17 protein-coding genes and 2 pseudogenes are annotated in these 21874 nt (G+C 58.8%); 11 read left to right on the top strand and 8 right to left on the bottom strand.

The annotated features are described in order from the left end of the window. The first annotated feature begins 37 nt into the window (after window positions 1-37). Complete coding sequence (locus ACSQ8V_RS24190; protein WP_436207393.1) at window positions 38-853, top strand: IclR family transcriptional regulator; 816 nt, start codon at window positions 38-40, stop codon at window positions 851-853. Window positions 854-1510: 657 nt separating this feature from the next. On the opposite strand, the gene ACSQ8V_RS24195 is transcribed toward ACSQ8V_RS24190, so the two are convergent. The 3 genes from ACSQ8V_RS24195 to garD form a co-directional block, all read right to left on the bottom strand. Next, complete coding sequence (locus ACSQ8V_RS24195) at window positions 1511-2662, bottom strand: porin (protein WP_213769304.1); 1152 nt, start codon at window positions 2660-2662, stop codon at window positions 1511-1513. 636 nt (window positions 2663-3298) lie between these two features. Next, window positions 3299-3931: a transposase gene (locus tag ACSQ8V_RS24200; protein WP_436207394.1), complete on the bottom strand. Its 633-nt coding sequence runs from the start codon at window positions 3929-3931 to the stop codon at window positions 3299-3301. A gap of 89 nt (window positions 3932-4020) precedes the next feature. After that, on the bottom strand, window positions 4021-5604 hold the full coding sequence (garD, locus tag ACSQ8V_RS24205) for a galactarate dehydratase (RefSeq protein ID WP_436184244.1): 1584 nt from the start codon (window positions 5602-5604) through the stop codon (window positions 4021-4023). Window positions 5605-5805: 201 nt separating this feature from the next. Between garD and kdgD the strand changes: the two genes are divergently transcribed. Both kdgD and ACSQ8V_RS24215 read left to right on the top strand, forming a co-directional pair. Continuing rightward, entirely contained in the window at window positions 5806-6723 is a 918-nt protein-coding gene (gene kdgD / locus ACSQ8V_RS24210; RefSeq protein ID WP_213763546.1) for a 5-dehydro-4-deoxyglucarate dehydratase, read from the top strand. Window positions 6724-6852: 129 nt separating this feature from the next. Next, window positions 6853-8214 carry an MFS transporter gene (locus ACSQ8V_RS24215; protein ID WP_213763547.1) on the top strand — a complete coding sequence of 454 codons (1362 nt, stop codon included), beginning with the start codon at window positions 6853-6855 and terminating at the stop codon, window positions 8212-8214. A gap of 155 nt (window positions 8215-8369) precedes the next feature. Here the strand turns inward: ACSQ8V_RS24215 and ACSQ8V_RS24220 are convergent, their stop codons facing one another. Further along, complete coding sequence (locus ACSQ8V_RS24220) at window positions 8370-9332, bottom strand: 2-hydroxyacid dehydrogenase (RefSeq protein ID WP_213763548.1); 963 nt, start codon at window positions 9330-9332, stop codon at window positions 8370-8372. A gap of 311 nt (window positions 9333-9643) precedes the next feature. Here ACSQ8V_RS24220 and ACSQ8V_RS24225 point away from each other — a divergent pair, with 311 nt between their 5' ends. From ACSQ8V_RS24225 to ACSQ8V_RS24260, 8 genes and pseudogenes are all read left to right on the top strand, one after another. Next, window positions 9644-10402 carry an SDR family oxidoreductase gene (locus ACSQ8V_RS24225; protein ID WP_213763549.1) on the top strand — a complete coding sequence of 253 codons (759 nt, stop codon included), beginning with the start codon at window positions 9644-9646 and terminating at the stop codon, window positions 10400-10402. A gap of 67 nt (window positions 10403-10469) precedes the next feature. Next, window positions 10470-11786, top strand: coding sequence for an MFS transporter (locus tag ACSQ8V_RS24230; RefSeq protein WP_436207395.1), 1317 nt, complete (start codon window positions 10470-10472; stop codon window positions 11784-11786). Between the two features lie 26 nt (window positions 11787-11812). Further along, window positions 11813-12202: a VOC family protein gene (locus ACSQ8V_RS24235; RefSeq protein ID WP_436184246.1), complete on the top strand. Its 390-nt coding sequence runs from the start codon at window positions 11813-11815 to the stop codon at window positions 12200-12202. 108 nt (window positions 12203-12310) lie between these two features. Next, window positions 12311-13555: a citrate/2-methylcitrate synthase gene (locus ACSQ8V_RS24240; protein WP_436207396.1), complete on the top strand. Its 1245-nt coding sequence runs from the start codon at window positions 12311-12313 to the stop codon at window positions 13553-13555. A gap of 128 nt (window positions 13556-13683) precedes the next feature. Beyond that, window positions 13684-14602: pseudogene (locus ACSQ8V_RS24245) on the top strand (tyrosine-type recombinase/integrase); the annotation flags it as partial. 536 nt (window positions 14603-15138) lie between these two features. Then, window positions 15139-15539 (top strand): annotated as a pseudogene (locus ACSQ8V_RS24250) (transposase); the annotation flags it as partial. 122 nt (window positions 15540-15661) lie between these two features. Then, the gene (locus ACSQ8V_RS24255; protein ID WP_436207397.1) at window positions 15662-15853 is read left to right on the top strand and encodes an MbcA/ParS/Xre antitoxin family protein; all 192 of its coding nucleotides are present in this window, start codon (window positions 15662-15664) and stop codon (window positions 15851-15853) included. Between the two features lie 22 nt (window positions 15854-15875). Then, entirely contained in the window at window positions 15876-16424 is a 549-nt protein-coding gene (locus tag ACSQ8V_RS24260) for an RES family NAD+ phosphorylase (protein ID WP_436207398.1), read from the top strand. A gap of 302 nt (window positions 16425-16726) precedes the next feature. On the opposite strand, the gene ACSQ8V_RS24265 is transcribed toward ACSQ8V_RS24260, so the two are convergent. From ACSQ8V_RS24265 to ACSQ8V_RS24280, 4 genes are all read right to left on the bottom strand, one after another. Continuing rightward, the gene (locus tag ACSQ8V_RS24265) at window positions 16727-17308 is read right to left on the bottom strand and encodes a (2Fe-2S)-binding protein (RefSeq protein ID WP_436207399.1); all 582 of its coding nucleotides are present in this window, start codon (window positions 17306-17308) and stop codon (window positions 16727-16729) included. A 94-nt stretch (window positions 17309-17402) separates the two neighbouring features. After that, window positions 17403-19574 carry a xanthine dehydrogenase family protein molybdopterin-binding subunit gene (locus ACSQ8V_RS24270; protein ID WP_436207400.1) on the bottom strand — a complete coding sequence of 724 codons (2172 nt, stop codon included), beginning with the start codon at window positions 19572-19574 and terminating at the stop codon, window positions 17403-17405. Next, window positions 19571-20467, bottom strand: coding sequence for an FAD binding domain-containing protein (locus ACSQ8V_RS24275; RefSeq protein WP_436207401.1), 897 nt, complete (start codon window positions 20465-20467; stop codon window positions 19571-19573). Before ACSQ8V_RS24275 ends, ACSQ8V_RS24270 begins: the two co-directional genes overlap by 4 nt. Before the next feature lie 146 nt (window positions 20468-20613). Next, window positions 20614-21744 carry a porin gene (locus ACSQ8V_RS24280; RefSeq protein ID WP_436184253.1) on the bottom strand — a complete coding sequence of 377 codons (1131 nt, stop codon included), beginning with the start codon at window positions 21742-21744 and terminating at the stop codon, window positions 20614-20616. Window positions 21745-21874 lie beyond the last annotated feature (130 nt).

The following is a 21874-nucleotide window of genomic DNA, read 5'->3' on the forward strand; positions in this document are numbered from 1 at the left end:
GCCGGCTTATCCCTTGCTCAGCCGGAGTTTGCTAGACATGGCGGACGTTATCCGAGACGAAGGCGTCACCGAGCGACGCGATACCGACAGCGGCGCGCTTGCCCGCGGGTTGAACATCCTTTCGCGGCTGCATGAGGCGGGCCGGCCGCTGAGCCTTCAGGAGATTGCGGACAGCGTGGCCTTGCCCGCGAGCACTTGTCACCGGCTGCTTCAGTCGCTCGATCTCGCCGGTTATGTCTACCGGGAAGCTGCGCTGTATTGCCCGACACCCCGCGCGGCGTGCCCGCTGCCACTTGAGCATCCGCTGAGTCGCTTGCGCCGGGATACGACGCCACTCATGCGTGACTTGCAGGAGCGCCATGGTCCGTCCGTGCTGTTGATCGTGTTCTTTGGCAATTTGCGGGCGACGCTGGAATGCGTCGCGGGCAACTACAGCGTCGCGCCGTATTTCGACACAACGGTTACCGCGCCGCTGCATGCGTCGGTTTCAGGAAAGATTCTGCTGAGTCATCGCACACCCGAGCAACGCGACGCGTTGATCGGACCGGAGCCCTACGCAGCGCGCACGGAACGCACCGTCACGGACCGGACCACGCTTTTTGCGGAGCTGGACTTGGTACGGGGCCGGGGCTGGGCGACTAACGACAACGAGAACGTCGCCGGCATCAGCGCGGTGGGAACGGCGCTGACCGCACCGTCCGGCCGCGCGCTGGGCGCTATTGTCGTGACTGGTCCGAACCGGTTTTTTCACGACGGCGACGCGGCCATGCGACAAGACCTGATGAAAGCATCGGGCCTACTGAATTCCACGTCCAATGCAGTACGGGCAATGGCGCAGATGCTGGGGATTTAGGCACACCAGCGCCACTAGCTCAGTTCGTACGCACATAGAGCAAGAAGCAACAAGAACCGATCACTGGAGTTGAGATGAAAAATTGTATCGGTTGCGTTAGTGGCTTTTAGTTGCAAAGGACACAAGCAATGCATCCCGTGCCAACAAATTACCCCCGAACCAAATCCCATCCCCGAGAGCGACCGCGGGCACGAGTCTTTATTGCTATCGTTTTAAGCAAATGTTCGCCGGTTTTCCAAGCGCGGTGAGCAGGCGTAACAGAAGCGGCTCGGATCGCGACGGATTGTCGTAGAAATGCGAAGCGGGTGATAGCCGCTACAATCCAAAAAATCGGTCATAACCTTATGTAAAATACAACCGCCACAAGTGTCGCCAAAACTTGCCTAGTCCTTCTTTCGGGAGTTCATGAAGACGGTAGCTTTGCAGATTCACTGATTGTTGCCGATTTCAGCGACCTCAAGGCTGCTAGCGAGCCGTTCTATCCGGATGGCGCCTTGGCAAGCGTCAAGATGCACCGGTTCGCGAACCGGTGGTAACAGATTCTGGCGTTTCCTGTTCGTGGAGAGATGTTCGTCGCGCAGGGACACGACGTTTACGGCCTCAAAAAAAACGCGCGCACGATCGTTTCATGCGCGCGTGTACTAATGGAAAATCACCTTAGAAGCGGTGACGCATGCCCACCGCGACGACCGTCTGATTGGCGGTTGAGGACGGCGACAACGTGTTGATCGACGCAACGTTCGCACCGAAGTTGCCGAGTTCACCCGATGCGTGCTGATACACGCCTTCCAGGTACACGTCAGTACGCTTGCTCAGCGAGTAATCACCTTGCAGCGATGCTGTTTGCCACTTCGGATCGCCCGAACCGTTCGAACCCGACACCTTGCCGTCGGTGAACGTGTATGCAGCTGCAAGGCTTATGGCCGGCGTCAGCGCATAACGGCCATTCACTTCGTAGTTGTCCATATGCAGGTTCGTGCCGGCCACGCCCGGCAGCGTCGTGCCGCCGACGTTCACGCCGGTGATGCCATCCAGTTGCGTATGCGTGTACACGAGACCGACGTTAGCCGGGCCGTAAGCGTAGTTGAGTCCGGCGCCGTAGGTGCGTTGCTGTTGTGCGGCGATCGCTGCCGTGCCGTCGCCTTGTGATATAGCGCCACCCACGTTGTTGCTGCCTGAGTTGTTCAGTTGCAGGTAAGCGGCTGCGACGCTCAGCGGACCATTGCCATACGAAGCACCTGCGCTCCATGCACGATTGTTCGAGAACTGGCCGGCTGCGTTGCTGAAGCCATAGAGGCCGCCGAACTTCACGCCGCCGTAGTTCGCGCTCTGGTACTTCACTGCGTTCTTGACCGAGAACGAGTTGTCGAGGTTGTCGTTATCGAACGGGTGAGCGGCAAGGTTGTTGCCATAGCCTGCGCCGGCCTCCGACAGCGGCGCCAAATAGTCGACCACCGAGTCGTATTGACGGCCCAGCGTCACCGTACCGTACTGGTTGCTTTGCAGACCGACGAAAGCCTGACGATTGAAGATCGTATTGTTTTCGCTGAACTGGCCGTTGTTCAGGTTGAAGCCGCTTTCCAACGTGAAGATTGCGTGCAGACCGCTGCCCAGATCTTCACTGCCGCGCAAGCCGAAGTACGTGTTCGATACCGAGCCGCTGCCTTGTTGCCAGTTGCTATGGCCGCCCTGGTTGTTTGCAAACACAAGGCCGGCATCTAGCGTGCCGTAAAGCGTGACGCTGCTTTGTGCGTGAGCGGTGATGGCGAACACGCTCATGAGGCTCGCGGCGATGAGGGTTTTCTTCATGATTTTTAAAGCTCCGAAACATTGCGACAGAATCATATTCAAGTAATCGCCGATGATCTATTGGCGATCCGCTGCGCAGTGTATTCCCGCGGATGAATTCCCTTTAGGCGCGTCTCACGCAATAATGTTTTCTGAATCCGGAATAGCGAAAGCACCAGCAGATAAGTGCAGGTAGATAAAGGGGAAACTACGTTCACATCGGATGTATAAAGTTTGTGTCAAGCGCTATCCGTTGCGTATATGCCACGTCGCCGTGACAGGATTTCCCGGTAAGGCTCTACAGGATTTTGCAGATATAAACGGCGAAAAAGTTTCACATCATTTAACGCAATTAATTCTTCCTCTGATTGCTATTGTCGTGCGCGGCGCTAACTCCGACAGTAAGTCGCCCTTTGAACAAGGGTGTCTTTTTCATCTTTTTAGCGCGGCCTTTAGGCCGCGTTTTTTATATTAATTCCCGCTTATGCAAAACTAAATAGGCTGGACCGCCTAGCAGGCTGCGGAAATACAGGCCGACTTTACTGAGCCATGAGCGTGATCAGAATTTTCGGCGGGGGATGTCTCATAGTTTGGAATATGGATCGGTTAATTTTGGTTTTCGGACCTGTTTATGACGTTCTCTTGCGCATTTTTGGTTCACTGCGGCTGCAACGGACAGAGTTGTCCCAAGGTGCGCATGCGCACGAGGTTGTACGCGGCCATCGTCAGCACGAACATCTGATCGACCTTCTTCAAGCCGCGCACCATCACCTGGCGCATACCGCCGATGCTCTTGGCCCAGCCAAAACCCTGTTCGATCAGCTTGCGCTTTTGCTGCGACACCGCATAGCCCGCACTTCCGGCGATTGACTCGGGCACTGCCGACTGGCGGCCTGACTTGTTTTGCGCCACGTGAGGCGTGATGTTCATTTCCTGGCAAGCCTTGATGAACTCTGTGAAGACGGTGGGCACCCACACGGCATCGTCCATCGACAGCCCGATAAACCAACGAAACAGCAGGTTATATTGAACCTGCTCCATCAACTGGCGCTCCGAGCGAACGCTATAGAGCACTTGCAACAGCATCGCGCGCAGCAGCTTCTCCGGGGCAATGCTGGGCCGCCCACCTTTGATATCAGCCTCGTACATGCCGGCAAACAAGCGATCCATCTTGGCCAGCGCGGCGTTGGCCATCTTGCGAATCGAGCGCAGCGGATGATCTGCTGGAACAAAGTCCTCCAGCTTACGCAAGGTGAACAAGTTCTCGGCAAACGTATCGGCGCCGCGCATCGCTTCTCTCAGTTGGGGGTCTTTACTAACGGCGAGGTCGACCGACCATGCACGTGCGTTGTCCCTATCTGCCGGGCAAATCGCCTGTCTCAGGTCACCGGCGCCGGATTGAAAAGCACCAGCGCGTTATGCAGCTTCAACTTTTCGGCGCACGTTTGTTTGCGACCGCTCGCGACGTCCAGCATCAAGCGAAAGAGCTCCCAGCCGACATCTTCGATTGTCGCGTCGCCCGTGGCGATCCGGCCCGCATCGATATCCATCAGATCGTGCCAGCGGCGGGCCAGGTCACTGCGCGTGGCCATCTTGATGACCGGGACTTCGGCCAGGCTGTAGGGCGTGCCACGCCCCGTGGTGAACACATGCAGATTGATGCCGGCTGCCAGCTGCAGCGTGCCGCAAATGAAATCACTGGCGGGCGTGGCCGCATAAATCAAGCCCTTCTGCCTGACCTTTTCTCCGGGCGAGAGCACGCCCGAGATGGCGGAGTTTCCGGACTTGATGATCGAGCCCATCGCCTTTTCGACGATGTTCGACAATCCGCCTTTCTTGTTGCCCGGTGTCGTGTTCGCACTGCGATCGGCCCCACCGCGCTTCAGGTAATCGTCGTACCACTGCATCTCGCGGATGATGGCATGCGCCACTTCCGGCGTGGCCGCCCGGCTCGTCAGTTGATCGACGCCATCACGTACCTCCGTCACCTCCGAGAACATTACGGTTGCGCCGGCGCGCACGAGCAGGTCAGTCGCAAAACCGACGGCGGGATTGGCGGTCAACCCCGAAAAAGCATCGCTGCCGCCGCATTGCACTCCGATAACCAGATCCGATGCGGGACACGTCTCGCGACGACGATTGTTCAGCCGGGCGAGATGCGATTCGGCCATTGTCATGATCGACCTAATCATGGATTCGAACCCGACGTGCTCGTCGTCCTGCAGCACCACGGTGCCGCCGTTCAATGCACCTTCGTTGTCACCGATATCAGCTACGTCATTGTCCAAGGAAGCGATCGGGATCGTGCCGGGGGGCATCAGCCGCTCGGGCTGCAGTTTCTCGCAGCCCAGGCTCACCATCATGACTTCACCGCCAAAGTTGGGGTTCAAGCTGATATTGCGGACGGTGCGAATCGGGATCATCGCGTCAGGGGCGTCGATTGCGACCCCGCACCCATAGGTGTGGCCCAGCCCCACTACGTCATCAACGTTCGGGAATCGCGGCAGCAGTTCTGTCTTGATCCGCGTCACCGCGTGCGCTACGACGTCCGCGACGCATTGCACGGTCGTTGTTATCGCCAGAATGTTGCGCGAACCGACTGAACCGTCCGCATTCCGGTAACCCTCGAACGTGTAGCCCTCAAGCGAGGGCATGTCGGGCGCCTTGCGCGTGGCAATCGGCAAATTGTTCAGCTCCGGCGGCGCCGGCATCCGGATCACATGCTCGTTAATCCAGCTGCCTTTCGGCAGCGCCCTGTTCGCGTAGCCAATCACGACGTTATAGCGAATCACCTCATCGCCTTCGGCCAAATCCACCAGTGCGACTTTATGGCCCTGCGGTACGCGCTCGCGCAGGACGAGCCCATCCGCAAACACTGCCCCTTCGCCCAGGCCGCCGTCGTTGACAACGATCGCGACGTTATCGGCGCCATGCACCAAGATGTAATGCGGAGACTGTTCCATGTGATCAAGTCCTTAACGCGCCGACTATGTACGGCACGTAGATATCATACGACATCCTATGACACCTTCGTCACCTCGGCGACATAGCGTTTACCCTTTTCGTTATATGCGTACTAGATTTTGGCTTGAATACGTTCATTTCATGTTGTACGATGACGTATAAGAAAAATGCGAACCCAAATCAAACATCTGGTGTCCATCATGACAACTCCGCAAGAACTGAAGGCGATTGTTTCCGAAGGCCTGCTCTCCTTTCCTCTCACCGACTTTGACAAGAACGGCGACTTCCGAGCCGATACGTTCGCGGAGCGACTCGAGTGGCTCGCGCCTTACGGCGCAACCGCCCTTTTCGTAGCCGGCGGAACGGGCGAGTTTTTCTCGCTGACCCAAGCGGAATACTCCAGCGTCGTCAAGACTGCGGCAGAAACCTGCAAAGGCAAAGTACCTATCCTGGCTGGCGCCGGCGGAGCTACGCGCGTCGCAATCCAGTATGCGAAGGAAGCCGAACGCCTGGGTGCAAACGGGATCCTGCTCATGCCGCACTACCTGACCGAAGCCAGCATCGATGGAATTGCCAGGCACGTCGAGGAAGTGTGCAAGGCAGTGCCCAATATAGGCGTGATCGTCTATAACCGTGCTAACTCCAAACTGAACGCGGACGCACTCGAGCGCCTGGCGGATTCCTGCCCCAATCTGATCGGCTTTAAAGATGGCGTGGGCGAGATCGAGAACATGGTGACCATCCGTCGCCGTCTTGGCGACCGGTTTTCCTATCTGGGCGGCCTGCCGACAGCGGAAGTCTATGCGGCGGCCTATAAGGCGCTGGGGGTGCCCGTCTATTCGTCCGCCGTGTTCAACTTCATTCCGAAAACCGCGATGGACTTTTATCGCGCCATTGCAGCGGAAGACCACGTAACGACTGACAGGCTCATCGATCAGTTTTTCCTGCCCTATCTGGCCATCCGGAACCGGAAAGCGGGCTACGCCGTCAGCATTGTGAAGGCAGGCGCCACGCTGGTCGGGCACAGCGGCGGCCCGGTTCGCGCACCGCTGACGGACCTGACTGAAGACGAAATGGCGCAACTCGATGGGCTTATCAAGTCGCTCGGCGCTCAGTGACCATCAGCCGAGCTCAACCAGCACTATTCAGATTGAGTGGCTGCCCCGGTGCTCGCCGACGTTGTGCTGGCGGGCATTTTTTCGTGGTGACGCCACACAACCCGACACATATCAACGCGAAAAGCCCAAATGGAACTCAGCCGAACTGCCAGCTCCGCAGGCGTGGTCAAGCGCACTAAAGTCAGATACGTCATCTTGCTGATGATTTTCGTCATCACGACGTTCAATTACGCGGACCGGGCAACGCTATCCATTACCGGCTCGGCCATGCGAACCGAGTTTGGCTTTGACGCCATCAAGATGGGCTATATCTTCTCGGCCTTCAGCTGGGCGTATGTGCTCTCGCAGTTGCCTGCAGGCTGGCTTCTTGATCGATTCGGAGCCCGCCGCGTCTATGCAGCAAGCATCTTCCTTTGGTCAGTCTTCACCTTTCTGCAAAGCTCGATCGGGCTTGCCGGCACGGCTGCCAGCGCGGTGATCGCGCTGTTCGTTTTACGTTTTGCGATGGGCATGGCAGAGGCACCCGCTTTCCCCGCCAATGCGAAGGTGGTCGCAAGCTGGTTTCCAACCGCTGAACGTGGAACTGCATCCGCGATCTTTAATTCTGCTCAATATTTTGCGGCTGTCATTTTTACGCCGCTCATGGCGTGGATTACTCACACATACGGTTGGCAACATGTCTACATGGTGATGGGTGCAGGTGGAATCCTGCTGGCACTGACATGGCTTAAAGTCATGAAGAACCCGGGTGATCATCCGGGTGTCAACAAGGCGGAGCTTGAGCACATAGAGAAAGGCGGTGGTCTTGTTTCCCCTGCATCGAAGGGAAATGCCGGCGTGGCGCGCCAGGTCGGTAGCTGGTTTTACGTTCGCCAGTTGCTCACTAATCGCATGTTGCTGGGCGTTTATCTCGCCCAGTATTGCATTAATGTGCTGACCTACTTCTTCCTCACGTGGTTTCCCATCTACCTCGTGCAGGCGCGCCATATGACGATCCTGCAGGCCGGACTGACTGCTTCCCTGCCTGCCATTTGCGGATTTACCGGCGGCGTTCTCGGCGGTGTCTTTTCCGATGCATTGATACGCCGGGGTCACTCGCTCACCCTCGCACGGAAACTCCCGATCGTCGGCGGGATGCTCTTATCCGTTTCAATCATTGGCTGCAACTACGTAACGACCGACTGGGTCGTCGTTGCGTTGATGTCGCTGGCATTTTTTGGAAAGGGTATTGGCGCATTGGGCTGGGCCGTCGTTGCCGATACGTCACCTAAGGAGGCCATTGGCCTGTCCGGATCCATCTTCAACATGTTCGGCAATGTGGCAGGCATCGTCACGCCAATCGTGATCGGTTACCTGGTGGCCACGAGCGGCGGCTCTTTTAACGGCGCCCTGGTCTTTGTCGGCATCAACGCCGTGCTGACGATTTTTAGCTATCTCGTCATTGTCAAACGCATCCAGCGCGTGGTCTTGCGCGATCCGGCCATCGCATGAAATCACTGAGCGTTCTCAAACCTGAGTGAACACAAAGTCCGATTCAGGTAGGAAAGACGAGAAGAGCATCGAATCAAGCAACTTGCGATTGGCGCGCAGTTGAAACATCTTCAGCCGCGCGCGCATTGCGAGCTTTAAGTCGGGGAAGTCCGGCCTCAGACCTGATTCAAGGCCGGCCGCCCGTCCAGCACAGCGGCGATATTGTCTAGCGCCGTAAGCCCCATCTGGTCGCGGGTCTCCATCGTGGCGCTTGCCATATGGGGCGACAGAAACACGTTGTCGAGTTCTGCGAAGCGCTTGTCAACATGCGGCTCGTTCCGGTACACGTCCAGACCCGCGCTGAACAAATGTCCTGAAGTCAGGGCTTCGTAGAGCGCATCTTCGTCCACCAGGCCACCACGCGCCGCGTTAATAAAAACTGCGCCTGCGGGCAAGCGTTCAAACTCGTTTTTCGTCATCAACGGGACGCTTCCCGCCGGCACGTGCAGCGTGAGCACCTGACAATGCGGCAGCATGTCGTCGAGGCTGGCGTAAAACGTTGCGCCATTCTCCAGCGACGGAGCCGCACGGCCGATGTCCGTGTAAATCACGCGCATGCCGAAGGCTTGCGCACGCTTCGCGACGGACCGGCCGATACGCCCGAATCCGACAATGCCGAGCGTCTTGCCATTCACGCGGGTACCCAGCATCTCGGTCATGCCGAACGATTTGCCCCAGCCTTTGCGCATGATTCGTTCGTACTCCGACGCACGGCGGCAGGCGGCCAGCACAAGCAGCATGGAGAAATCGGCCGTGCATTCGGTCAACGCATCGGGTGCGTTGGTGACGACGATTCCCCTCGCCCGCGCTGCAGCCACGTCCATATGATCGAAGCCCGCGCTCGCGTTCGCAACGATCCTGACCGTCGAGGGCAGCGCCGCAATGTGCTCCGCCTGCAAACCGGACTTCTTCCCGATCAGGACGGCCGGCACGTCGTGCTTCTTGCAGAAGTCGACGACAGACCACGAGTCCATGTCCGACTCGGTGACGAAGGCATGGAATTCGGCCTCTGCGCGATTCGCCACAACGGTGGGAACCTTTCGCGCAATCAACAGCCTGGTGCGTTTATTTTCCGACATGGTTTTCCTTGGATGGAGAGATGTCGAGAGACTACGGACCCGCAGACAGCGCCGTCAATGTTGATTGAATGAATCAACTTATCGGAAATGAATCGTCCCTTATTTGCCCTGGTTCGTCACGGGACCTCCGCTACGCCGCAATCTGCGGACACCCTCAATCCTGTAAGTGGCAATCAGCGCATCAGGAAAACCCTATGACGGCATGTGTCAGCAAGGCTTCGGATGTTGATTCATTGAATCAAGATTGCTCAATGCATGCACGAATGCAACTCTGTTTGCCATACCTAACTGACTTGTCGAGAGGAAGTGACATGCCTGCATCGAACAAATTCGCAGCCGTGACGGGCGCCGGTTCCGGCATCGGCCGCGCCGCCGCCGTGGCGCTCGCCAACGCGGGCTTCGCCGTCACGCTGATCGGGCGCAGAAGCGGCCCGCTGTCGGAAACAAAGGAGGCAATAACCACGGCCGGCGGAGAAGCACTTGTAGTCCAGGCCGACGTTGCCGACGCCGCATCAGTCGAGCATGCGTTTTCACAGATTTCCCAGGCATTCGGCCGGCTCGACGTGCTCTTCAACAATGCGGGCCGCAACGCGGGAGCCGTTCCCCTGGAAGATTACGAGGTCGATTTCTGGAACGACGTTGTAGCCACCAATCTGACCGGGGTCTTCCTGTGCGCTCAAGCGGCTTATCGCTTGATGAAAGCGCAGTCGCCTCAAGGCGGCCGGATCATCAACAACGGATCGATCTCGGCCCACTCGCCGAGGCCCCATACGATCGCGTACTCCGCAACGAAACATGCCGTCACCGGCATTACCAAATCGATTGCGCTGGACGGACGCGCATTCAACATCGCCTGTAGCCAGATCGATATTGGCAACGCGGCGACATCGCTCACGGAACGCATGAACAGCGGCGTCATGCAGGCAAATGGAAGCATGGCGCCCGAAGCAAGAATGGATGTGACGCACGTGGCGAATGCGGTTGTGCACATGGCCAGTCTTCCGCTCGATGTCAATGTTCTCAACATGACCATCATGGCGACCACCATGCCGTTTGTCGGCCGCGGATAAGTCTGCCGCTGATAAATCACCCTTTCGCCAAATAAAAAAATAACTGGCTAATGTTCAGGAGACACCGATGAAAGTCGTAGAGGAACACACCCTGCCGGCACGACACCCGGCTTACGCGGATTCCACGAAGCGCTCCAGAGTGCGATACGTCGTGCTCTCGATGTTGCTCATGGCAACCATTCTGAATTACGTGGACCGCTCGGCACTCGGCATCGTTGCGCCCGGTCTCTCGAAGAGCTTGTCGCTCGACAAGATGCAGATGGGTGAGCTATTTGCGGCATTCGGCCTGGCTTACTCCATTGCGCTGGTGCCCGGGGGCGTGCTGACCGACATTCTCGGCTCGCGCCTCGCCTACGGCTTGTCTCTGCTCGGATGGTCATTCGCCACGCTGACCCAGGGGCTCGCGACCGGCTATCACATGCTGCTGGGATCGCGGCTCGCTATAGGCGCACTGGAAGCGCCCGCCTTCCCCTCGAACGCACGCGCCGTGACGCTGTGGTTTCCCGCTGGCGAGCGCGGCTTTGCGACCAGTGTCTATGTCATGGGGCAATATATTGGAACGCCCTTGTTTACCGGCCTGTTGCTGTGGATCTCGGCCACCTATGGCTGGCGCTCGGTCTTTTACGTGACGGGCGGCTTCGGCATTCTGTTCAGTCTTATCTGGTACCGGGTTTATCGGGATCCGCATCGACACGGAGGCGTCAATGCTGCCGAGTTGCAATACATCAATGAAGGCGCTACGGCTGCGCGAAAGCCTCGCGAGAAGTTCAACTGGCGCGTCGCCCTCAGGTTGCTTGGCTACCGGCAAATTCTCGCCATCTGCCTGGGCAAGTTCTGCAACAACACCCTGCTGGTCTTCTTCACCACGTGGTTCATGACCTATCTGATCGAAGCGCGTCACATGTCGATCATCAAGGTCGGAATTTTCCAGGCACTTCCGTTTATTGGCGCGACGCTCGGCATTCTCTCGGCAGGCTACCTCTCGGACTTCTTCATCCGGCGCGGTGTGTCAATTTCCACTGCGCGCAAAACGCCGCTCATCATCGGCACGTTGCTCGGTGCGTCTATCGTGCTCGTCAATTTCGTCGATTCGAATGAGGGAGTGATCGCTATCCTGACGATCGCGTTCTTCGCGCAGGGTGTCGGGTCGATGTCGTGGGCTGCCGTCTCTGAAATCGCGCCTCGTCAGTATGTCGGACTGACCAGCAGCATCACCAGCCTGGCAGCCAACATCGCCGCCATCACTACGCCGCTTATGATCGGCTACATCACCCACCACACCGGGCACTTCTACTGGGCACTCAATCTGATGGGCGCGATATGCCTGATCGGGACGCTCTCTTATTCCGTGCTGCTGGGGAAGCTTTCCCGCATCGAACTGTAACGCTCTCGACTATCAGGTGAAAACGAATGATTGAATTCAGGTGGGATCATCTGCAACTGTGCTCGGCGGACCCCGAAGCCACGGCTGCCTGGTTTGCGCGCTGTCTGAACGCCGAGATCGTGCGTCGTCCAGGGCGAGTGGATTTGCGCATTGGCAGCATTAACCTTTTCATCACGTCGATGGCGAACCCCCAAACTGTCCACCCTCATGGCGGGCAAAAGCAGGGCATCGATCATTTCGGCGTGGTCGTGGACGATCTCGATGCCGCTTTCGAGCACCTGCTGCGCTGCGAGGCGGAAATCGTCGAGCCGGTCAAACAGGTTCGCCCGGGCGTCAGAGCCTGCTTCGTGCGATCGCCGGGAGACATTCTGGTCGAGATCCTGGAGCGACGGCCCGCCGAGATGACTTTTACCTGAAAAAACGTCAGTATTGGCACTGGATCGGTCGCGCTCCCTTGCTGGACGCGATCCGCATCGTACTGGCTCACTGCCCTGTTCCGCCGCATCACCTTGCTTGGCCACCCTATGCGAAACTGGATCACTCTGACTGAAGCGGCTCGGCAACTCGGAGTGCAGGCGCAGACTGTCTATGCGTATGTCAGTCGAGGCACCATCGCGGTCATGCCGGATCCGCACGACCCCCGCAAGAGCCTTTATCGTGCGGAGGACGTGGTCGGTCTGTGTCGCAAAAAACAGGTGGGACGCAAGCGCGAAGCCCTTGCCGCCGGAACGATATTCGGTGCGGAGCCCTGCATCTACAGCAGCATCACCACCTTCTCAAAAGGCCGGGCGTACTACCGGGGACTCGACAGCATCCGGCTTTCGGACACAGCGACGCTCGAGGACGTGGCAACCCTTCTCTGGAATGCGAGCGCACCTGTTTCCTTCGAGGTCGGCGACGTGCCGGTACTGGGTGACGAGCGAGGCAGGCAATGCGCGTTCACATCGCTGGCGGCGCTTGCGGCCTGCGGGCATTCGACTCTTGGACGCACCGACAGCGCACTCCATGTCGAAGCCGGGCGTCTCGTGGCACTCATCGCGCAAGCATTCGGCGCGCGAAGTGACGCGAATGCACAAACGACCCATGAACGGTTCGCGCTTGGTTGGGGTCTGGATGGCGATGGCGCCGAACTCGTCCGGCGCGCCATGGTCCTCGTGGCCGACCACGAGATCACGAGTTCGGCGTTCGCCGCCAGGATTACCGCCTCCACCGGCGCGTCGTTGCCGGGATGCCTGCTGACGGGCCTCGCGACACTCTCCGGCCCGCTGCATGGAGACGCGTCGGGCCACTTGCGGGCCGTGTTCGACGACGTCTTGAGACTCGGTGCGGAGTACGTCGTTGCCCATCACTTGCAGTCGGCCATTCCGATCCCGGGGTTTGGACATCATCTGTATCCGGATGGCGATCCACGGGCAGCCGCGTTGCTCGAGGTGCTGAATCCCCCTCAGGAGCTTATGTCGTTCATGGACAAGGCGGTTGAGCTGACTGGGCTCAAGCCTAATATCGACGTTGCACTTGCTGCTTTGGCGGCGCAGCTGGAGTTGCCACGCGACGCCTCGTTCGCCTTGTTCGCAACGGCCCGAAGCGTGGGTCTGCTCGCGCATTGCATCGAGCAGCTCCGGGTGGGCAAGGTCATACGGCCAAGAGGCCGCTATACCGGCCGCGCATTGGAGGACGCCGGCCCGACGCTTCCTGCGGAAGGCGACGAGAAGACGCTTGATCCGGCCACGCTCGATAAGAATCGGTTGTTCAAGGCGGTGGAGCGTTGAGAAAAAAAACGTAAAGCCGGATCTCCGCTTAAACAAAGAGAAGCAGGCGAAAATATCGGCCTGTCATACGCAACATCGCTACGAATCGAGTTCCCTGAGGCGTTGCGAGTCGCCGGTTCGAAGGCTTACTGCTCCTCAATAGGCGCTTTCTGGCCGACCCGCACCCCGCACATCGCTGGGGTCATGACCGGTCGTAAAGTGGCCCGTGCAGACGCCCACTGGCGGCCGTTCGCGGGCCCGCTCTCGCCAGCTAGCGAGCGTCAGGCGTTCGTGATTCTGAATACGCTCTTCGCGTGGCTCGTCAACGCGGGCTACCTGGCCGGCAATCCGCTGTCTCTGTCTCGTCAACGGGCACGCAAGGCCAAGCCCCGCGTGACGCGCTTCCTCGAGGACGATCTCTGGCAGGCCGTCAAAACCTCGATCGACGCGATGCCCCGTAACACCGCACGCGAGCAGGAACACTACGCGCGGGTGCGCTGGCTGATCTCGCTCTTGTTCTTGTATTTGATGGGTCTGCGCATTTCGGAAGTCTTGAGCAATCCGATGGGCGGCTTTTTTAGGCGACGCGATCGCGACGGCCAGGACCGCTGGTGGCTGGCCATTACCGGCAAAGGCGACAAAGAACGTTTACTGCCGGCGACGACCGAACTGATGGCTGAGCTGACACGCTATCGCCGACACTACGGTCTGGCTGCCCTCCCCTATGGCGGCGAAACGACACCGCTGCTGTTGCCGATCGGCGGCACATACCGGACGATGACACGCGGCGCCGTACACCTGATCATCAAACAGGTGTTCGACAATGCGATCGGGCACTTGCAGTCGACCGGCGAAGCGCACGAGCGCGCCGCAGAACGGCTGCGCCAGGCTTCTGCCCATTGGCTGCGGCATACGACAGGCTCTCGCATGATGAACGGACAAGTCGATCTGCGATACGTCCGGGACAACCTGGGGCACGAATCGATCTCGACCACCAGCCAATATTTACATGCGGACGATGATGATCGGCATCGTGCAACCGAGGCCGGACTGACGCTCAATTGGTAGCAAGATGACTATCCTGTCGTATCCCGTCAATCGCGTGCACGAACTCCTGCCGCTGGCCCGTTAAAACACCTCTACGCCATGGACATTCTAGATTCGCTTCGGCAGGCGCCTAGCACCGAGCTATATCGTCTCTATCTTACAATCGGCAAAATGCTTGATGACCCGCGACGTATTCTCGAAATACGTCAACGCCTGCATCTGGGGATGTCCGTCAACTACATTGGCGACAACCCGCTTGGGCCGCCGGCACAAGGCACCATCGTTGAACTCCGCCAGACACAGGCAGTAATTCAAGACAGCGTAACTCGAAGCCGTTGGAGCGTGCTTTACGCGGCAATCATTCCGGACACCGCGAGTGGCCCGGATCGTGTCGAACCGGCATCACCACCGAGAACGCAGCGTGATGAGTTCTTCATCGGCGACACAGTCGGTTTCACGGATAAGCACCTAACAGACTGCGGAAATACCTCACTCCGAAGTCACCCAAAAGGTCAGTTCAAACGTTGTTAGTAAAGACCCCACAACTGTGAGAAGCGATGCGCGGCGCCGATACGTTTGCCGAGAACTTGTTCACCTTGCGTAAGCTGGAGGACTTTGTTCCAGCAGATCATCCGCTGCGCTCGATTCGCAAGATGGCCAACGCCGCGCTGGCCAAGATGGATCGCTTGTTTGCCGGCATGTACGAGGCTGATATCAAAGGTGGGCGGCCCAGCATTGCCCCGGAGAAGCTGCTGCGCGCGATGCTGTTGCAAGTGCTCTATAGCGTTCGCTCGGAGCGCCAGTTGATGGAGCAGGTTCAATATAACCTGCTGTTTCGTTGGTTTATCGGGCTGTCGATGGACGATGCCGTGTGGGTGCCCACGCAATCATCGAGTTCTTCAACGAGGTTGTGAGCATTGCCGAGAAGAAGTGCTGGCTTTCCAGCGCGACGCTGTCCAAGGCTGTCGTGCGCGCTCAAGGTGAGCCAGACCATTCTCGCTGACGTGCTGGGGATCAGCGCACGTCGGCGTCGCGTTTAGTCTCGGGCGGCTATCAGCTTGAGGAGTCGCGGCGTAAGGAATGGGAAATGGCGCTTCTCTTTATGCGACTATTTCGCTCTTCGACGCAATCGTGGGATCAGGCAAAAAGGCGCAAGCCTGGCTGACGGGCGAAAATCTCGCATTAAATGCGCGTCCCGTTGATTTGATTCGTTCCGCGCAAGGACTTGTAAATGTCGTCGAATACCTGGACCTCTACCGCGGTCGCATCTGAAGCGCAGCACCGAGTGGCGACGATGTCGCTCGTCGACAGCCTTGCTGAGCAAGCGCAACTCGAAGCGCTTCTTGACGCGTCAAAGCCTCCCGTTCCCGCGTCCGCACTAGGACTGCATTGGTTGCTTTTCACGCCGTTTCGCTATCCGACCTCTAAACACGGCTCTCGATTTCACCGACCCTACGATCCAGGTGTTTTCTATGCGGCGCATGAACGCAGTACGGCCTGCGCGGAATTGGGGTATTGGCGCTGGAAGTTCCTCACCGAATCGCCCGCGCTAGGTTCAATCGACACCTTGCCGCAAACACTCTTCATGGTAGAAGTACAAGGCAGTGCGGTCGATGTACGGGACTCAGCGTTTTCGTCGGACGGCTCGCACTTTCTTGACAAAACCGATCACACCTATTGCCAGGCGTTAGCGGCCATCGCTCGCGAAGCTCGGATCGATGCGATTGTGTACCGGTCCGTGCAAGATCCGGCAGGGGGTGGCTGCAGCAGTACTTGCCCCTACTGCGTTAGCCAGGAAGGCGCCGATCAGCCCGGAGACCTGGAATCTTTCAGTCACTCTTGATCGTGTTATCTGGCAAAAGAATGACGTCTTGTCACCGGAAGGATTCGAATTTCCGGTGACGTTGTGGTGTTGACGGAATGCCCCGGGGTGAGCCTTTTGGTGGGTCCTAAAAATAGCCGTGTCAGTTGCGAATCGGGTGATCTGCTGCGCATCACTGATTTGCATCCGGGCGGCAATTTCATGCGGATAAACTGGAAAAAACGCAAAAAATCGACAGCCATAAGAAGTGCAACCAGCCGCACACCTTCTGGCTAGAGCCATTCAACAGATTGGGCTCCTCTGAGATTGCACAGTAACAAGCGCTATTTTCCCTCTGAGCAGTCGTCACATCGGCTGCCGGCGGTCTCACCCTTGACGCCTTCATCATGCTGCTGCGCTTCGACGCAAGGGCCGAAGAGTACAGCCGCAGCGCGCTGGAGCGCGCCGTATCCCGTGCAACGGCAGAGGTTTCCACACATCTGGTTGGTCGCATCCGCAGCACTGATCAACGGTGCTTTCCAATAGAGCCAGGTCAGTGTCATCATCATCCCGGCCGAGCAATAGCCGCACTGGACTGCTCCACTGCGCGCCAGTGCAGTGCGAACCGGAATGCATCGGGAATCGAATTCCAGACCCTCAAGCGTTGTAATGGCCTGGCCGTCGAGCTGCCATGCCATGACGAGGCAAGCGTTGACTGGATGGTCGTTAAGCCAGACCATGCAGGCTCCGCACCGCCCTACCTCACAGCCCGGCTTCGCCGCCGGCAGCACGAAGTCCTCGCGCAGGATCGAAAGAAGCGTCCGCTCGGGTGGGCAACGAACCACGACCGGCTTCTCATTCACGCGGAAGCTGATCGGTTCAAAACGCTCCGGACTAACCGGGCCTGTCCCGACCGCGGCACTCATGTCACCCGACTCGCTCATACTTCCTGCTCCAAAAAATCCAGAACATCGTCCGGCGTAAACGGCAGCTTGAACACCGGCGTACCGAGTGCGCTGGCTATCGCGTTGGCGACTGTGGGGGCCCGAAATTCGCACCGATTTCCCCGGCGCCACGGGGTCCATGCCTGTCGCCCGGCATCAGGTTCTCGATTGCGATGACTTCGGTTTGCGGCGCGTCCGCGAATGTCGGTATGAAATAGCTGTCGAAGTTGCGCGCGAGGTAGCGGCCTTTCGCCATAGGCAGCGCTTCAATGGTCACCAGTCCCTGACCGATCAGAGCGCCGCCTTCCATCTGCCCGAGAAAACCCTGCCTCGAAACCACCGGCCCGAGCGCCGCCGCAACGACAAGCCGATCGACTGAAATGGCGCCTGTCCAGGTGTCGATGATCACATGAGCGAGCGCCGCGCACGCACCGAAGACATAGTGCGCTCCCGCAATCTCGGTGGGCGTTTCTTCGCCGGCAAGGTCGATCGGCAGGACGGGCCGGCGCTCTCCCAGGCGCGCGGCCAATTCCACGAAGCTCATGTAACGCTCATCGTCACACCAGATGCCGCCGGGACCGAGCCGAAGCGCTGCGACAGGCACCTCGTTCAGCGAGGCGGCCTCCTTGCATAGCTGTGCGCTCCAGTGCGCTCCTTCCGCAGCGATAGCCCGCCACACCAGCGTGGTAGCCCGCGAAGCGGCTACTGCGCCGCTGTCGGGCAGCGCCGAATCACCGATCACGGCGCGCACGTCGCCTGCATCGCACCCGAGTTCGAGTGCCGTCAGCCGGCAAATGCTGCCGATCAGATTCTGGCCCAGCTCGCAGAAGCTGGCGCGCAGTTCGATGCATCCATCGGCGGCCAGCGCAAGTGCCAGCTTCGCGCCATTCGGGCCGCCCTTTCCATAGCCGTCGCTGCGCTGAATCGGCGCCATGCCCACGCCGTGCAGATATCGATCGTCGCGCCATCGTCGCGGGCCCTGCCACAGCGCGTGCCGCGAAATGACGTCGAGCGCGCGAGAGGCGCCATCGAACGGCACGACGACCTGATCGAGCGGCCCGGGATCGTCCGGCTGCTTCAGATTCATACGGCGAAATTCAAGTGGATCGATCTGGGCAAGCGCTGCCAGTTGCTCGATCTGCTGCTCGAGGGCGAATTGCACCTGGACCGCACCGAATCCCCTGAACGCGCCGGCGATACCGTTGTTCGTGTAGACGAGACGAGACTCGAGCGCGACAGCGTCGTACTTGTAGGGACCGGACGAGTGTTCGCGCGCACCATCCAGCACTTCCGGGCCATAAGACGCGTAGGCGCCGGTGTCGGCAGTGATCCACGCCTCGTGAAATCGAAGCCGGCCATGCGCATCGCAACCTGTTCGCATGCGGATGGTCATCGAATGGCGCTTCACGCTCAGATCGACCGATTGAGGACGCTGTAGATGCAGGCGAACCGGGCGCCCGGTCTTCCATGCGAGCAGCGCGAGGATCGGCTGAACAGACAGCTCGTCCTTACCGCCGTGCGAACCGCCGACGGGCGAACCGACCACGCGGACGCGCTCGCTATGCAAGGCCAGCATGCCCGCGATCATCTTCCGGTCGCGCTCCGGATTGTGGCAGCCAAAGTAGATGAGGATCCCGCCATTGCCATCGGGTTCGGCGACACCGCTTTCCGTTTCAAGATACGCATGCATCTGCCGGGGAGTGCGATAGTCGCGATCGACGATGTGGTCGCACTCGAGCGCCGCTGCGGCGGTATTGCCGTGACGGTGGTGGCGTTCGTACAGCAGGTTCGGACGCTCATGCAGTTGTGGCGCATCGTGCTGCGTGGCAAGTTCGGTATCGAACACCGAAGGAAGAAGCGCGTAGCTGACATCGATCAGCGCAAGCGCCTGTTGCGCCAACTCCCGTGTGTCTGCCGCCACCGCTGCAATCGGGTCGCCTATGAAACGGCATTTGTCGATGCACAGGAATGGCCGGTCCACGATTCGCAAGCCGTGATGCTTCGAGCCGGGAATATCGGCGTGAGTGACGACCGCGTGAACGCCGGGCAAAGCCATCGCAGCACGCGTGTCGATGGCAAGAATCTTCGCGTGAGCGTGTGGGGACCCGAGGATGGCTGCGTGCAACTGGTCCGGCCTGATGCGATCGCCCGGATATCCGGGATTCCCGCCGAGCTTGGCCAGTGCGTCGGGCCGGGGATCGTCCGGCGCACTGAGGGTCATGTGATCGAGCATGATATGCGGCGTCATGCGGCGATCGACGGTCTGTCACCTTTCGTGGTCATCGCCCTCACATGTCCGGATATGACACGACTGGCAATCCGGGCCAGCGCAGGGTTCTCGGGTAGATCGCACCTGCATGCGTCGCGTATCACGTCGGGCGTCACGCTATGTGCAGATAGGCTCTCCATGATCCGGCACGTCTGGGCAAGCATACGGGCAACAAGCCCGGCGCCCGTGGCGGCAATGCAAACATCGCCAAGGCGTCCGCCCTCCAGCAGATTTGCTCTAAGCGCAATCGCGATTCGGGACGGTGTGAAGGCTGCGCGGCGCCCCACCTTTTCGTAGAAACCGATGAACCCCGTCGACACGCTCGATGCAGTGTCCGCGGGTCCAGTCAGCGCATGGGCGGGCAAATGGACGGCCACGATCAAAGGACACTCCTGATTCGACATCAAGATATTGAGCAACACCCTGTCCCCATTGTGCAATTCGACCGCCGCTCGCATGGCCAGCAAGGGCGCCAACGTGTCGCCGAAGCGCCAGCCGATGTTTCCACCGAGCGTTGCGAGGTTTCGGACGGACAGCGAGGCCAGTTCATCGCACGCTGCCGCTAGCAGCGGTGCCTGCTTCCGAATCAAGGGATCACGTCGCAAAGCCTCGAGCTTGATGCCACACCCGATACGAAGCCCGCCGGAATCGAAATCCTGAGTGATGTCAGTACCCAATAGCGGCGCTACATCGATAAGCGTAAGGGCAGGCGGCGGTGTTTCGCCCCACGATAGCCGCAGTGCCGTTCCGCCCGCCGCGTAGGTCGAACCGGAACCAGGGGCGGACTTGGCCTGGTGCGCTTGAGCGACGCTGGCGGGCCTCAAGATGTACATCGGACAGATGCCTGAACTGACCGCTGCGGATAGATACATCGCATGTTCGTCATGAATTCATCTCGCTCGACATGGTTAAAATCCACACGCGACGAAAGTACAGGCTGCCCCATGTCAGGTTGAGAGAGCGCTTATTCAGTAGCCCGGGTCGTTGATCCCCAAGCTCCCTTTCTCCCCGTTGAAACTCAGAACATGTGGAGCAAGCCGACGCGTACGTCTGTCTGATGACCCGTCGACGACGGCTCGAACGAGTCGCCAATGACAGCATCAGCGCCGTGTGCCCTCAGGATGTCGGTGCCCGTGTACACCGTCGTGCGCTTGGACAGAGCGTAATTCACACCAACCGAAAACTGGTTCCAGTGAGCCGATTCCAGCTTGCTGTATTGATAGTCGAGAATGCCCTGCAACGCGGGGCTGAACGCGTAGGTGCCGCCGCCTTCGTAGACACGCAATGTCGCTGTTTCACCAAAACCCTTCATTTGTGTATCGACGACATCAACCTTGCCCGTGATTTTGCCGAGCGTGTAGCTCACTCCCGCGCCAAAGATCGACTTGCTGTCGAGATTGAACGACGTCGAAGAAAACGAATCGCTCACCGTCCCGTTCGCGGAAACCGTGGCAACGGACTGGCCAAGCAGAGAGGTCACGCCCAACTGGCCATACGGGTCCACTCCGTTGAGCGTATTGGGATTGTTGATGCGTGTGTAATACCCTGCGGCATAAATCGAACCGCCCGAGTACGAAATGCCGCCGGAATAGCCGCTATTCTGATGAAAATTACCCGCGGTGTTGCCGAACGCATACATTGCCTCGACTTCAATCCCTTTCATGTCGGGACTCTGATACTTGATCGCGTTGTCGAGCCTGAGACCGAACAGTTGACCGTCCAGGTCACCCAGGTGTCCGCCATACCCGGTCACGCACGCACCAAGGCCGAGGCAGTTCGTCATGAAAAAGTCTGAACCTGCGTCGTACTGGTGACCGAGCGTCAGCGTTCCATAGGTTTGACTCCGCAAACCCACGTACGCTTGCCGGCCGAACTCCGCACCGAACTGCCCGAGCTTGCCGGTACCAAGAGAGAAACCGTTCTCCAACTGAAAGATTGCCGCGAGGCCGCCACCCAGATCCTCGCTTCCCTTCAGACCCCAGCGATTACCATAATAGATGCCGTCGTCTTCCCGGATACTATGAGCGCCACCTTCATTGGATACGTAGGTGATGCCACTGTCGATGATGCCATAAAGGGTAACACTGCTTTGAGCGAAGGCAGGCGTCACGCAAAGACAGGACGCGAAAAACAAAACCGTCTTTTTCATAGTAATCCTAATTTAGTTATAAAAAAATACTTCGATATAAAAACGTCGCTTTTCGGTTATCGGCGTGATTCCGCCGTGCCCTCATTCACCATCTCCTCCCCGTGGCGCTCATCTCCAGGCCGATGCCGGC

The organism is Caballeronia sp. LjRoot31, assembly GCF_964253885.1.
In the GTDB taxonomy this organism is placed as follows: Bacteria; Pseudomonadota; Gammaproteobacteria; order Burkholderiales; family Burkholderiaceae; genus Caballeronia.